Origin of the sequence: Paenibacillus eucommiae, assembly GCF_017874215.1 — a bacterium.
In the GTDB taxonomy this organism is placed as follows: domain Bacteria; phylum Bacillota; class Bacilli; order Paenibacillales; family NBRC-103111; genus Paenibacillus_AI; species Paenibacillus_AI eucommiae.
Genome location: NZ_JAGGLB010000061.1, coordinates 19,058 through 31,351, shown reverse-complemented (window position 1 = coordinate 31,351; position 12,294 = coordinate 19,058). Strand labels below are relative to the sequence as shown.

The window sequence follows — 12,294 nt, the reverse complement described above, 5'->3', positions numbered from 1 at the left end:
AATTATGCGAAAGACAGTGGAATATCCAGCATTATTCTATGTACCGGGATGAAGCGAACTGATGCCCATGCTTTCTATGAGCATAATGGCTATGACAAAGATTCATACTGCTTTGATAAGATTATTAAAGTTGACTAATGGATAACCATTTGGCGTTCAACTAACGAAACACGTTAGTTGAACGATACAAGGAGCAGTTTGCCGCGACAGTTGCTCCTTGTTTTTATTAAGCTAACGGGCAGTAGAGCGTGGTGGCATTCTGGATAATGATATAGCTAGGAATTCCAATATATCGTAATTAAGAAAGTCTTATAAACCAAAAGCCGCTTTTAGATTAATTTCTAAAAGCGGCTTTTTTGTTTTACGCGTAATATCGCTCCAAGTAATCCTCAAACTCAATAGACGCCTGCGTTTGCGCCAGTTCATCAATCAATCGACTTCGGTCCCACAGCGTAACGCCAAGTTTGCGCGCTGTATTGGCGGCGGGCGCGGTTAAGGTGGAGTTCGTGACCACCATTGCCTCATCGCAATCATAGAACGATTTGCCCGCAAAGACTTCTTGCACAGCCGAAACTCCTATGGTTCCGCTGTACCGCTTGCATTGAACGGCGATTTTCCTTCCAGCCTTCATGATTATCAAGTCCACGCCGTCGTCGCCGCTTGCTGGCGTTAATTGCACCTTATATCCTTTGCGACGGAATACGTCCGCCAAAAAATGCTCAAATTCCACGCCTTCCATTTTGTCCACCTCGTGGATATCGGAAGCTACGAGTATGTATTCTTTGAGAATCCGCTTTTTATAAGCAGTAACCATTGATATTTGCTTCTCCGCCTCGTTTAAAACATCGATTGAGATTTTCTTGCGGTCAGGTGGGACCGATTCGGGAATTAGCTGCGGTTCGGGCATCTTCGTCTCGTTGTTGCGCCAAAAATAGATAAATATTACTAACATGAAGATGCTGGCAGATATCCAATAATTAAGCGTGCAGAACTCGCCAAAACCCTTATATAGCTGCCAACCCAAGAAGCGTTGCGATAGAGCTTCTACAGACACTAGCGCAATTTGGATAATAAACGAAACCCACCATCCCACGAAGGCAAAACTCATACCCACGCTAAGAATGCATGTAGGCAGTTTCTTGGCTAGACATTTGACGCGCTCTGAAGCGAAATTGTCCTCGTATTTTCTCAAGATGGCTTTGTTTTCATCTATTATTTTTTGAAAAGAAGTGCGGTGCTTCAGTTCTTCCGCTTTATATATGCGGTCAATCTCGCAGTCCACGCAAAACGCCACGATTTTGTTGTTCTCGATTTTCTCAAACATCTCTTCTTTATGTCTCGGACAGAGTCTTTCCATATGCTCTCCCCCTCGCTTTTCCATCTTTCAGTATATCACGTGCAGTTTTTTTCTTGTTAAAATTTGTTGGCGATTTTCTGATTAAGCTAACGGGCAGAGTAGTGCAAAAAACTAAGTAAAAGATTTTGTTTAAATATGTATATTTATTTGTTATAATGCATAAAAATACATAATTTAAATGGAGGGGTTGTATGTACATTCCTAAATCTTTTGAAGTGAAAGAAACAGATGCAATTTATGACTTTATTGAGAACAATAGCTTTGCTATCTTATTTTCTCAAAAAGGTGATAATCCACTTGCTACCCACCTCCCTTTATTATTGGATAGAGATGAGGGTTGCTTATATGGTCATATGGCAAAAGCAAATACTCATTGGGAGAACATCGAGAGTGAAGTTCTAGTTGTTTTTTCTGGACCCCATTCATATATTTCTCCATCTTGGTATGAAACGCCACACTCTGTGCCAACTTGGAATTATGTTGCTGTTCATGTTAATGGGAATCTTGAGTCTATAGAAGACAATAAAAGCTTGATGAAAATATTAGATGATTCGGTAAGTTATTTTGAATCTGGAAAACCGAATCCTTGGAATACGAGCAAAGCAGACATTAACTTCATTAGTAATCTGTCTAAAGGGATTGTTGGATTTAAAATACAAATAACTAAAATTGAGGGTATTTGGAAGTTGAGTCAGAATCATTCCAAGGTGAGACAAGAAGGTGTGATAACCGCCTTAGAATTGCGGGGAGATGACAATTCTAAACAGATTGCAAAATTAATGAGGGGAAATGTAGAGAAACAAGCATAAAAGGAAACTCTTATGTATTCAGATGATATACAAAATGAACTATTATCAGAAACCTTTGCTCATTAAGCTAACGGGACACGTTAGTTGAACGATACAAGGAGCAGTTTGCCGCGGCAGTTGCTCCTTTTTATATTACTTTATGGCTTGAGAAAATATGTGATGCAAGATATCGTTGCTAGCTAATTTTACGCTGCATGAGAAAATAAAGGCAAGGGGAGATGAGCATGAACATAGGCGAAAAACTTAAATTAAGGAGAATTAAAGCTGGATTCACACAGGAACAAATTGCCGCTAAAATGAACATAACAAGACAAACGCTATCCAATTGGGAAGTCGGCAAAAATACACCGGACATTAATTCAATCATTGAACTCGCCCAGATCTATAGTCTCTCCCTAGATGAATTATTGCTAGGAAAAATTTTCTTTAAGGGAGTGCTCGGTATGTATCCAAAACTTACGAAAGATGAAATTAAAATCACTATTAAAAATCATTTCCCAGAAGCTACGAATGTCAGTGAATTAACTGGTGGGTTGGCTTCACAAAACTTCACTTTTGAAGTTAACGGGCAGTGCTACGTGTTTAAGACAGGAACACGTATGGAAGTATATGAGAAGGAGAATTTGATTTACAACAATTACAAGGGTGTACTGCCACTTCGCAGCGCGATTCAAATTAACGAATCCGAACAGCATCAACCGTATGCAATTTATCATTTCATAGAAGGAGTTAAAGTATTTGACCTGAACAGCGAGGAGATATTTGATATAGTTCCATCTGTACTTCAAATACTCTCTGATCTCAAGTCCATTAATGTCTCCGATTCGGAGGGTTACGGTCACTTTGACGGGAAGGGAAAGGCGCCTTACCGTACGTGGATCGATTTCATCGAAGCGATTTATAACGAGGATTTATATAACTGGCATCAAATAAAGAATAAAAGTATCGATACCGAAATGATTAATGAAGCCATTCGGAAATTAATAACTGTAATACCCAGCATAAATTTAAGAAAAAAACAGTTAATTCATGGTGATCTTGGTTCATTCAATTTAATTGCCCATCGGGGACGCATCTCAGGTATTATAGATTGGAGTTTGTCTATGTATGGTGACCATCTTTATGATGTAGCTAACTTCCTATTCTGGAATGAAGAAAAGTTACAACCACTCATTGCTCATTTAAAAGTCAGATATATGAGCACTCTAGAAGAAAGGACAACATTGGCTTGTTACATGCTTCGGATCGGTCTTGAGGAGTTGTACAATACGGTAATTTTGAACCAACCAGGTTATGATGTAGAATGGGTAGCTAATCGATTACGAACCATTACAAAGGCTATGGAGTAGAAGTCGTGCTTACAAAATTGTATTCTATCGGGAAACGGTTGAAATAAGTGAGATCAAAGAAAGGGCATTCCGCAAAGGATGGCCCTAAAACTTACCGTTACAAATTGCGCGAAGAACCGTATCATATTAAATCATTGCGCTAACGGGGAACGTTAGTTGAACGATACAAGGAGCAGTTTGCCGCGGCAGTTGCTCCTTGTTTTTATTAAGCTAACGGGCAGTAGAGTGTGGTGGAAGCGACAACGATATGGAAATATGGATAAGGTTACCAGTGCGTGGTATTATTAAATTTACCTACATAATCCTAATAGAATGGGGGAATAGAAAATGGAAGCAACCATCAGATTGATTAAGCAAGACGAGTTGCTTGAATTGCTGGAGTTATACAAGCATCTTAATAAAGAAGACCCTGAACTTGAAAATGACGATAGGTTAAAAACAATGTGGGAACAGATGTATAATGACCCTGACATGCACTATGTAGTTGCAGATGTTAATGGAGAACTGGTAGCTTCCTGTGTTTTAGTAGTAATTCAAAACTTAACCCGAAATGCACGACCATATGCTCTAATAGAGAATGTTGTTACACATTCAGACCACAGAAGAAAAGGTTTCGGAAATGCGGTTTTATCAAAGCATTAGAAATAGCTTGGCAACAGAATTGTTACAAAGTGATGCTTCTTACAGGTTCTAAAGAAGAAGGGACTTTGTTATTTTATGAAAACGCAGGATTTAAGAAGGGAATTAAAACTGGATTTATAGCAAAGCTCTAACTAATAGATGACAGTTCAGTTCATTACGCTAACGGGACACGATAGTTTAATACATAACTAAGACGCGGCTGCCGGCATAAATTGGCAGCCGTGTTGCGCTAACGGGCAGATTAATTCAACGATCTTGCGAATACCCAAATATGGAATATATTATTTGTATTGATTACAATTCAATGCTTGGTATGGTAAGGAAAGGGACTATCAATCGACCCGAAACTTAAAAGTTTATTTATTTGCCAAAACTGAGTATCTTTATTTGATCTTTATTCGTTTACAGTGATGAAGGAAAAGAAACCCTGAGCTATATGTGAAAATTAAGTACATTTGGGAATGTAGCATAGTATAAGAATTTTTACATAAGGTTTAGGGAAAAAGGAGAAGAGGTAACTTATGCGTATATTAATCATTGGTGGTACTTCTTTCATTGGGCCGTATGTAGTGAATCTTTTGATAAATATGGGTCATCAAGTAATTGTCTTTCATCGTGGACAAAATAACGGTGAGCTCCCGAAATCAGTTCTTCATCTTTATGGTGATAGAAAGAATATGATTTCAATGACTGAAGAGTTTAAGAATTTTTCACCTGATGTTGTTCTTGATATGATTCCATCAACACAAGAACATGCAGAAATGTTACTAAATACATTTAAAGGCATAACTCAAAGAATAGTAGCTATTAGCAGTCAAGATGTTTATAGAGCTTATTGATTGGTAAGAAAGATTGAGTCTGGTGTCTTGGAAAGAACTCCGATTACGGAGAATTCTTGTTTACGCCAAAAACTATATCCTGAACAAGATACCTCAAAAGACCCAAATGATTGGTGCAATAACTATGATAAAATATTAGTTGAAAGAACAATTATGGACAGAACCGATTTAGCGAGTACTATATTGAGACTCCCAGCAGTATATGGACCTAGAGATAATCAGCATCGATTTTCCTCTTATTTAAATTTAAAGCGAATGATGGATAAGCGTCCTTTTATTATAATGGATGAAAGTTTTGCAAATTGGCGATGGGCACATTCCTATGTTGAAAACGTAGCTCTAGCCATTGTTTTAGCACTAATAGACAATCGTTCTTCTGGACGGATCTTTAATGTAGGTGAGCCAGTAGCCCACACAATAATTGATTATGTTCATGAAATAGGTAAAAAGCTGGGTTGGGATGGGGAAATAGTTTTGGCTCCAAAAAAAATTCTTCCTGAGTTTCTAAAATTCCCCCTTGACACCACACAGCAATTAGTTATGGATTCTAGACGTATACGAGAAGAGTTAGGTTATAATGAGAAGGTTTCTTGGGATGATGGCCTAATCAGAACAATCGAATGGGAGCTTGAGAATCCTCCTAAAAAAAATAATCCCAAATACCGCTTGGAATTCGACTATGAAAAGGAAGACGAAGTACTTAAAGAGATCGGGAGAAGATAATCTACCACTCGTAGTAATTTCAGAAACGGATGTATGAGCTTGCATGATGAATACGGACGTTGATTTATGACAAGAATGTGTTCCGATTGCCGAATGAGACTAAGAATGTATAACGATCCCCGAAGTATGGTTAATAGCGTCATTAAGCTAACGGGAAGGTTAGTTGTATAAAGGGGTTTAAAAACCATTTAGATCATATTCACTTAAATGGTTTTTTTGTTTGATTTTTTTGTACGACTGTACTAAAATAAAAACATGAGTAAAAAAAAAGATCCAACTAACCAAAAAAAAATGTCATTCATCGAAAAAGCCCGTAGAGCTCAAATTGTGGAATGTGCGATTGAGACAATCGCAGAAGTAGGTTTCACTCAAGCCTCTTTAGGAGAGATTGCAAAACGTGCGAAAATCAGTAAGGGGGTTATTTCTTACCACTTTGCAAATAAAGAGGAATTATTGGAGCAAATAACTATCGAATACTATATAGCTTGGCAATCATACATTGCTCCGCGAATAGAAGCCCAAAAATCTCCTAAAGAAATGCTTCGAGTATACATTGAATCCAATCTTGCATTTGTAACTGAAAATCGGAAGCATGTTTTCGCTGTTATAGAATTGGTTTCTAAAACGATAACTGCTAATGGTAAACTTCAGTTTGCGGCAGAACACGATGAAGCCGTATTAGTTCCAATTGAAAATATTCTCACCCAAGGAATGCAAGAAGGGATATTTCGGGAATTTACCAAATCATCGGCAAGGGTAATGGCGTTAACAATAAGAAATGCCATTGACGGGTTCACCATGGAATTAATGAGAAATCCCCATTTAGATGTTCAGGAATATACGAGAGAACTGGTTACAATCTTCGATATATCAACTAGAAAGCAGGGTGTCACTTAGGAGGGCGGATAACAATGTTTTACTATGAGGTATTTTGTTTTAGTTGTAAAAAAACATTCAAAGCATACGAAGGTTCGCTAAAATATGAGCAAGCAAAGGAAAGAAAGGTTAAGTATTTTTGTTGCGAAGAATGCGCTGATAAAATACGCATTGAAGCTATATTGAGTTTTATGAACAGGATAAATCGTAATTTTTGATTTTCTCAACGATTATCGTCAAATATTGCACTAAAACGCCGCGGCAACAATTAAACTGAGCAACTCCGTCTTTACGAATTTTTCTTATGAGGATTAAGCTAACGGAAACGATAGTGCAGAAAAACGCGCTGGAACCGATCCATCGCTTCGTTGTGATGACTGGCAGTATACAAAGTCCCAGATTGTATTTATCTATGCTCAATGTTAATCTAAATAATAGAGATGCATACAAAGGAGCATAAACCTTATCATGTGGATTACTCAGTAAAGATTAACAATTCGAAAGGATTGCCTGTAATAGTGGCTACACTATTTTATTAGGCATGCTTTTCTTTAATCTTACAGGGTATGCAGGGAAAGGTGTATCATAAACCCATTCTGCGGATACCTGATGGTATCCGCTTTTATTTTGTGGGAAACAGCAGCTCTATTGATTCTTACCTGCTTATCCTCCTAATAGTGAATGGAGGTACTTTATTATGAGATCAAAATTAGTCTTGATTGAGGGATTACCAGGATTCGGGAAAACAAAAACTGCTCAACTAGTTCATGAAATTCTTACGGAAATGAACATTAAATCTCAGCTATTTTTAGAAGGAAATCTGGAACATCCTGCTGATTATGATGGAGTTGCCTGTTTTAAGAAATATGAATTCGATGAATTATTAAGTACCCATGAAAAGTTTAGAGATTTGTTAAGTAATCGTATGATTAAACAAGGTAACAATTACTTCCTAGAATATCGGAAAATAAAAGATGAATACGGGTCAAGTTTTCCAGATGAATTACTGCATGTAGTTGTCAAAAATGATGTTTATGAATTGTCGCTAGATCAAAACAGGAAACTGATAACAGAAAGATGGAAGAAGTTTACTGAGAGTGTTTTGAATGGCTCAGACACCTTTGTTTTTGATTGTTGTTTTATACAAAACCCTGTAACCATGGGGATGATTAAATATGGTGCGAAGAAGGAAGACGTTATAAGTTATGTTATAGAACTGGCTTCGATTGTGGAAAAACTGAATCCATTATTGATTTACGTAGAACAAAACGATCTTGATCATTCTTTCAGGAAGGCTGTTGAGGAAAGACCTAAAGAATGGTCAGAGGGATTTATTGAATATTATACAAACCAAGGGTTTGGAAAAAAACAGGGTTACAATGGGTTAGAAGGAGCTCTGCAGGTTCTTAAGGCAAGAAGGGAATTGGAAGAAGAAATATTTAACGGCATAAATATAGCCAAGAAAAAAGTGGACAACTCTTCGTATGATATAAACGATTATAAGCAAGTTTTAGTGGGGATTTTATCAGAATATTTTAGCTCTAACGAGAAATGAGATTCTAATGATTGCAGGCTTCAAAAGATGGAAGTCTATTAAGCTAACGGGCAGTTTAGCTTAATGTACTAATAGAGGAAAGATGAAGAAATTTTATCCATAACCTTCATTGGAGTGAAGGTTATTTGTGCTGTTCAGAAAAGTATATCTGTATTCTATGACTTAACCAAGTTGTAATGCTTACAAGTATTAGCAGGTTTTTCACGAAAATAAGGAGTATGTAAGTGATGTAAAGGAAGCTTGACACTAACATGAAAGTAAAGTATCCTTTACGTAAAGTTAGTTTTACATAGAGGTGGGGTTGGATGGAACATCGCATTAAAGATTTAAGAGCAGATATAGGGCTAACACAGGAACAATTGTCCCAACGAGTTGGTGTTTCGAGACAGACGATCATATCCATTGAGAATGGTCGATATAATCCATCCTTAGAATTGGCATATAAAATTGCGAAAGTGTTTGATCGTTACATTGAAGATGTATTTATTTTTGACAAGAGGAGTGAATAATCATGAGTTTGGATCAGGTTGGAGTCTTACTGGTGATACTGCTCGGCGTTTTTGGAGGATTGCTCTGTTTATGGTGGGGTCGCAAGCAAGCAGCACGTCAAAGGGGACTTGATGAAAGATTTCATATCATTTCAAGTAAATCTCAAGCAGCCTCATGGAAAATAACGCTGGTAGCAATCTATATCCTATTCATCATGTTGGTCTGCGGTGTGAAATTGTCTGCAGCTCCTGTCCTGGGGATTGTATTGTTCGTTCATATGGCAGGATGGGCGTTCTCGAGCGTGTATTACAGTATTAAGCTATAGGAAATATCGAGCATGACAGATTGACAATCGCTAAAATATAGGTGATTTTGTCTTGAAATAGAGAAGTAAGGATCATTAAGCTAACGGGCAGAATAGTTCCAATATGTGGTACTATTTATTTAGGTAACGATAAGATAATTGTAGTCATTAAGGGGGCAGGTATGGCGACCACAATAGGTTTTATTAGACATGGGGTAACTGAGTGGAATAACCTTAACAAGGCTCAAGGAATATCTGATATACCTCTAAACCAAGAAGGAATAGAGCAAGCAACTGCACTAGCAAAAAGACTTTCAAGCGAAGAATGGGACGTTATATTTTCCAGTAATCTAACGAGAGCTAGGCAAACTGCCGAAATCATTCAGCAATGTTTAAGAATACCCGTATTCACTGTTGAAAGTATTAGAGAGATTAATTGCGGGCTAATTGAGGGTACCACCGAGGAAGAACGTATCACTCTTTGGGGAGCAAATTGGCGTGAGCAAAATCTTGGTATGGAAGATTTCAAAGTGGTCGCCAAGCGTGGTCTAACTTTTCTTGAAAAACTGATTATGGAATATGTTGATAAAACAATATTAGTTATAAGTCATGGAGCATTGATTGGGCTGTCATTACAACATCTTTTGCCGCAAGATTTCAAAAAAACGTACATAGATAATACCTCTGTAACCATTCTTACGCACACTAACAACAATTGGGCATGTCAATTATATAACTGTACCAAGCACCTTTAGCTATTGTGAGCTAAACTATCTGGAGACTATAACACAATAAATACAGCGGCATCACAACACCGGCTGCCAATTTTGTTAAGTCCACATTGGATGGAGGAGGAGAAAGATATTTGGTTAATTTAGAATTCATATCAATATTGAGACTTGTGAACGAACTCCTTTCAACGAGAGACATTGACTGGGCGATCACGGGCAGTACAAGTTTTGCATTACAAGGCTTACCATTTAAACCTGATGACATAGATATTCAAACCAACCAACAAGGGGCATATGAAATTGAATCATTATTTAAGAACTATATAAGAAGACCTGTTGTCTATTCATCGAACGGGTTTATACGTTCGCACTTTGGGGAACTGGTGATTACCGGAATATCAATTGAAATCATAGGAGATATTGAAAAATTCGTAGATGGCGTATGGGAAAAGGCACCGAATCTAAATGAAATAAAGAAATTTATCAACGTAGCGAATTTGAAGCTTCCCGTTTTGTCATTGGAGTATGAGGTTGAAGCATACCGTAAACTTGGACGCGAAGATAAAGCGGCAACTCTTTTCAAGCATCTAAGTAACCTAGACCGTTGAACTAAAGGGTAGTTTAGTTCAAAATAGGGTATTATTAGGCGATACCATCTGTTGGATAGTTGAGGAGAGATTAGAATGCATAATGAGACAATAAAAGTTCTACTGTACCGTTTTAACGGTGAATGCATTAAGGGTGAGTTCTTTCTATTCGAAGAATCTCCTCGCAATCAAGATATGGTTCTATTACAGTTACAGTTTGACGAACAGAATTTATCCAGCCAAAACGAGAACTTCTTTAATGCATTATTGGATATAAGAACAGATTTGGAACTAATGAATATCCAGATTGCCTGTTATGGTGCAGCTAAAAATGTATATCCTACTACTATGCAACTCTCTATGGGGGATGGTCGGAAAGCATACAAGCATACTTTGGGGCATCCTGCATGATTAATAGATGTGGTCGACATTTTTGAATTTGATAAAGATTTGGAATATGTTTGCATTAACGCTCAAGCCGAGTTTTATCAAGGTTGGCTAACTATTCTTCCCTAAGAAATTTAATCATATTAAAGTTTTACTAACGAAGAACTATAGTAGAGGAATTGCCAAACAAATATTGGAAAGGATGTTTTTCTATTGGGTTATATAATGGAACTCAGAAAGATAGTCGGTTCAAGAGCACTTATTAATGCTGGAGCCTGCGTTCTATTGTGTAGTAAGCAAAGACTGTTATTACAACTTAGAACGGATAACGGATTATGGGGACTGCCTGGTGGTTCTATGGAACCTGGGGAAACTTTAGAAGAGGTTGCAAAAAGGGAACTGCTTGAGGAAACAGGATTGGAAGCCAGGAGCCTTGAATTATTTAACATATTCTCTGGAAAAGACCTGTACTATAAATATCCTCATGGTGATGAAGTATATAATGTTGTGTCCGCCTACGTATGCTCTGATTTTGAAGGAGCCCTTAAAGAAGACGGAGTCGAAGTACAAGAATTAAGATTCTTTAGCTATTCTGAAATTCCAAACGAATTATCTCCCCCAGACAAACCTGTAATTTATAAGTTCCTCGAATCGTTAACCTAACGGGTAACGTTAGTTCAACGATACAAGGAGCAGTTTGCCGCGGCAGTTGCTCCTTGTTTTTATTAAGCTAACGGGCAGAATAGACTAGCTGGGTTTTGATTAAAGTCGTTGACGAAAGAACTGATGTTCGGTAATGTGAATGTAAGAATATAGAAATTTTAAACTTGGAGTTGATATTATTTGCCTCACATTCAGTGTAACAACATAGAAATGTATTATGAACAACTGGGAATCGGCGATCCGGTAGTGTTCTTACATAGTGGATTTTCAAGAGGGATATTAGCTTTTGCCAGTCAAATTCTTGATTTTCAAAATAAGTATTCATGTTATTATCCAGACTTTAGGGGACATGGACGTACCAGGAGTAAAAGCCCAGAATGGAATACTCCTTTACATGCTGAGGATATTCTTACTTTCATGGATCATTTAAAACTTCCAAAAGCACATCTTGTTGGATATGGCATGGGAGGTGGTGTAGCTCTATATTGTGCGTTGAATCAACCTCAAAGAATAACATCCATAACATCAATTGGACAAAGCGGCTTTGTCGCATCCATGCAATCTGAAGAATTTGAACCGGAGTGGCTTTTAGAACATGAGCGTCATGATTTTATAAATATGATGAAAGATAGACATATGGAGGCACATCGAGGAGATTGGCAACAATTCTTGAGGCAAAAGGTAAATGATTGGCGGACATACCCACAATTGAGCGAGGAACAATTAAGTTGCATAGATTGCCCTACATTGTTCATCGCTGACCAATATGATCCCTATGCCCCAGAAGAAGACCTGAAGCGAGTAACTTCAATCATTCGCAACTCAAGTTACGTTATTGTACCGGACTGCGCCATAGACCTCACATGATCAGAGAGAATCCTATCTTTGTGAATGATACCATCTTACAGTTCTTAGAAGCATTACGCTAACGGGCAGTTTAGTGAAAGAAGAAGGTCTTGTTTATAACGATGTTGAAATAGGAT

The 12,294-nt window shown here is 37.6% G+C and carries 15 protein-coding genes; 14 read left to right on the top strand and 1 reads right to left on the bottom strand.

Annotated features, from left to right (window positions below):
• Nucleotides 1-361: 361 nt before the first annotated feature.
• Nucleotides 362-1,357 carry a restriction endonuclease gene (locus J2Z66_RS41535; protein ID WP_209979836.1) on the bottom strand — a complete coding sequence of 332 codons (996 nt, stop codon included), beginning with the start codon at nucleotides 1,355-1,357 and terminating at the stop codon, nucleotides 362-364.
• Nucleotides 1,358-1,548: 191 nt separating this feature from the next.
• Here J2Z66_RS41535 and J2Z66_RS41530 point away from each other — a divergent pair, with 191 nt between their 5' ends.
• The 14 genes from J2Z66_RS41530 (at nucleotide 1,549) to J2Z66_RS41465 (ending at nucleotide 12,178) form a co-directional block, all read left to right on the top strand.
• Nucleotides 1,549-2,166, top strand: coding sequence for an FMN-binding negative transcriptional regulator (locus J2Z66_RS41530; RefSeq protein ID WP_209979834.1), 618 nt, complete (start codon nucleotides 1,549-1,551; stop codon nucleotides 2,164-2,166).
• Nucleotides 2,167-2,390: 224 nt separating this feature from the next.
• On the top strand, nucleotides 2,391-3,515 hold the full coding sequence (locus J2Z66_RS41525) for a phosphotransferase (RefSeq protein WP_209979832.1): 1,125 nt from the start codon (nucleotides 2,391-2,393) through the stop codon (nucleotides 3,513-3,515).
• 327 nt (nucleotides 3,516-3,842) lie between these two features.
• The gene (locus J2Z66_RS41520; RefSeq protein ID WP_245376234.1) at nucleotides 3,843-4,157 is read left to right on the top strand and encodes a GNAT family N-acetyltransferase; all 315 of its coding nucleotides are present in this window, start codon (nucleotides 3,843-3,845) and stop codon (nucleotides 4,155-4,157) included.
• 521 nt (nucleotides 4,158-4,678) lie between these two features.
• A complete protein-coding gene (locus J2Z66_RS41515; RefSeq protein WP_209979829.1) occupies nucleotides 4,679-4,996 on the top strand; it encodes an NAD-dependent epimerase/dehydratase family protein in 318 nt (105 codons plus the stop codon).
• Nucleotides 4,997-5,719: an NAD-dependent epimerase/dehydratase family protein gene (locus J2Z66_RS41510; protein ID WP_209979824.1), complete on the top strand. Its 723-nt coding sequence runs from the start codon at nucleotides 4,997-4,999 to the stop codon at nucleotides 5,717-5,719.
• A gap of 255 nt (nucleotides 5,720-5,974) precedes the next feature.
• Nucleotides 5,975-6,616 (top strand): TetR/AcrR family transcriptional regulator, encoded by a 642-nt coding sequence (locus J2Z66_RS41505; protein ID WP_209979822.1) that lies wholly within the window; start codon nucleotides 5,975-5,977, stop codon nucleotides 6,614-6,616.
• Nucleotides 6,617-7,292: 676 nt separating this feature from the next.
• The gene (locus J2Z66_RS41500; protein WP_209979820.1) at nucleotides 7,293-8,150 is read left to right on the top strand and encodes a P-loop NTPase family protein; all 858 of its coding nucleotides are present in this window, start codon (nucleotides 7,293-7,295) and stop codon (nucleotides 8,148-8,150) included.
• 305 nt (nucleotides 8,151-8,455) lie between these two features.
• On the top strand, nucleotides 8,456-8,659 hold the full coding sequence (locus J2Z66_RS41495) for a helix-turn-helix transcriptional regulator (protein ID WP_209979819.1): 204 nt from the start codon (nucleotides 8,456-8,458) through the stop codon (nucleotides 8,657-8,659).
• Nucleotides 8,660-8,661: 2 nt separating this feature from the next.
• On the top strand, nucleotides 8,662-8,964 hold the full coding sequence (locus J2Z66_RS41490) for a hypothetical protein (RefSeq protein WP_209979817.1): 303 nt from the start codon (nucleotides 8,662-8,664) through the stop codon (nucleotides 8,962-8,964).
• A gap of 161 nt (nucleotides 8,965-9,125) precedes the next feature.
• On the top strand, nucleotides 9,126-9,698 hold the full coding sequence (locus tag J2Z66_RS41485; RefSeq protein WP_209979815.1) for a histidine phosphatase family protein: 573 nt from the start codon (nucleotides 9,126-9,128) through the stop codon (nucleotides 9,696-9,698).
• Between the two features lie 110 nt (nucleotides 9,699-9,808).
• Nucleotides 9,809-10,282 carry a nucleotidyltransferase domain-containing protein gene (locus J2Z66_RS41480; RefSeq protein WP_209979813.1) on the top strand — a complete coding sequence of 158 codons (474 nt, stop codon included), beginning with the start codon at nucleotides 9,809-9,811 and terminating at the stop codon, nucleotides 10,280-10,282.
• A 75-nt stretch (nucleotides 10,283-10,357) separates the two neighbouring features.
• Nucleotides 10,358-10,672 (top strand): hypothetical protein, encoded by a 315-nt coding sequence (locus J2Z66_RS41475; RefSeq protein ID WP_209979811.1) that lies wholly within the window; start codon nucleotides 10,358-10,360, stop codon nucleotides 10,670-10,672.
• Between the two features lie 189 nt (nucleotides 10,673-10,861).
• Nucleotides 10,862-11,311: an NUDIX hydrolase gene (locus J2Z66_RS41470; RefSeq protein WP_209979809.1), complete on the top strand. Its 450-nt coding sequence runs from the start codon at nucleotides 10,862-10,864 to the stop codon at nucleotides 11,309-11,311.
• Nucleotides 11,312-11,491: 180 nt separating this feature from the next.
• Nucleotides 11,492-12,178, top strand: a complete 687-nt coding sequence (locus J2Z66_RS41465) for an alpha/beta fold hydrolase (protein ID WP_245376233.1) — start codon at nucleotides 11,492-11,494, stop codon at nucleotides 12,176-12,178.
• Nucleotides 12,179-12,294 lie beyond the last annotated feature (116 nt).

Coding starts and splice junctions, on each gene's coding strand:
- J2Z66_RS41505 (WP_209979822.1), top strand. CDS start 5,975: ATGAGTAAAAAAAAAGATCCAACTAACCAAAAAAAAATGTCATTCATC.
- J2Z66_RS41475 (WP_209979811.1), top strand. CDS start 10,358: ATGCATAATGAGACAATAAAAGTTCTACTGTACCGTTTTAACGGTGAA.
- J2Z66_RS41485 (WP_209979815.1), top strand. CDS start 9,126: ATGGCGACCACAATAGGTTTTATTAGACATGGGGTAACTGAGTGGAAT.
- J2Z66_RS41515 (WP_209979829.1), top strand. CDS start 4,679: ATGCGTATATTAATCATTGGTGGTACTTCTTTCATTGGGCCGTATGTA.
- J2Z66_RS41495 (WP_209979819.1), top strand. CDS start 8,456: ATGGAACATCGCATTAAAGATTTAAGAGCAGATATAGGGCTAACACAG.
- J2Z66_RS41535 (WP_209979836.1), bottom strand. CDS start 1,357: ATGGAAAGACTCTGTCCGAGACATAAAGAAGAGATGTTTGAGAAAATC.
- J2Z66_RS41525 (WP_209979832.1), top strand. CDS start 2,391: ATGAACATAGGCGAAAAACTTAAATTAAGGAGAATTAAAGCTGGATTC.
- J2Z66_RS41520 (WP_245376234.1), top strand. CDS start 3,843: ATGGAAGCAACCATCAGATTGATTAAGCAAGACGAGTTGCTTGAATTG.
- J2Z66_RS41530 (WP_209979834.1), top strand. CDS start 1,549: ATGTACATTCCTAAATCTTTTGAAGTGAAAGAAACAGATGCAATTTAT.
- J2Z66_RS41490 (WP_209979817.1), top strand. CDS start 8,662: ATGAGTTTGGATCAGGTTGGAGTCTTACTGGTGATACTGCTCGGCGTT.
- J2Z66_RS41500 (WP_209979820.1), top strand. CDS start 7,293: ATGAGATCAAAATTAGTCTTGATTGAGGGATTACCAGGATTCGGGAAA.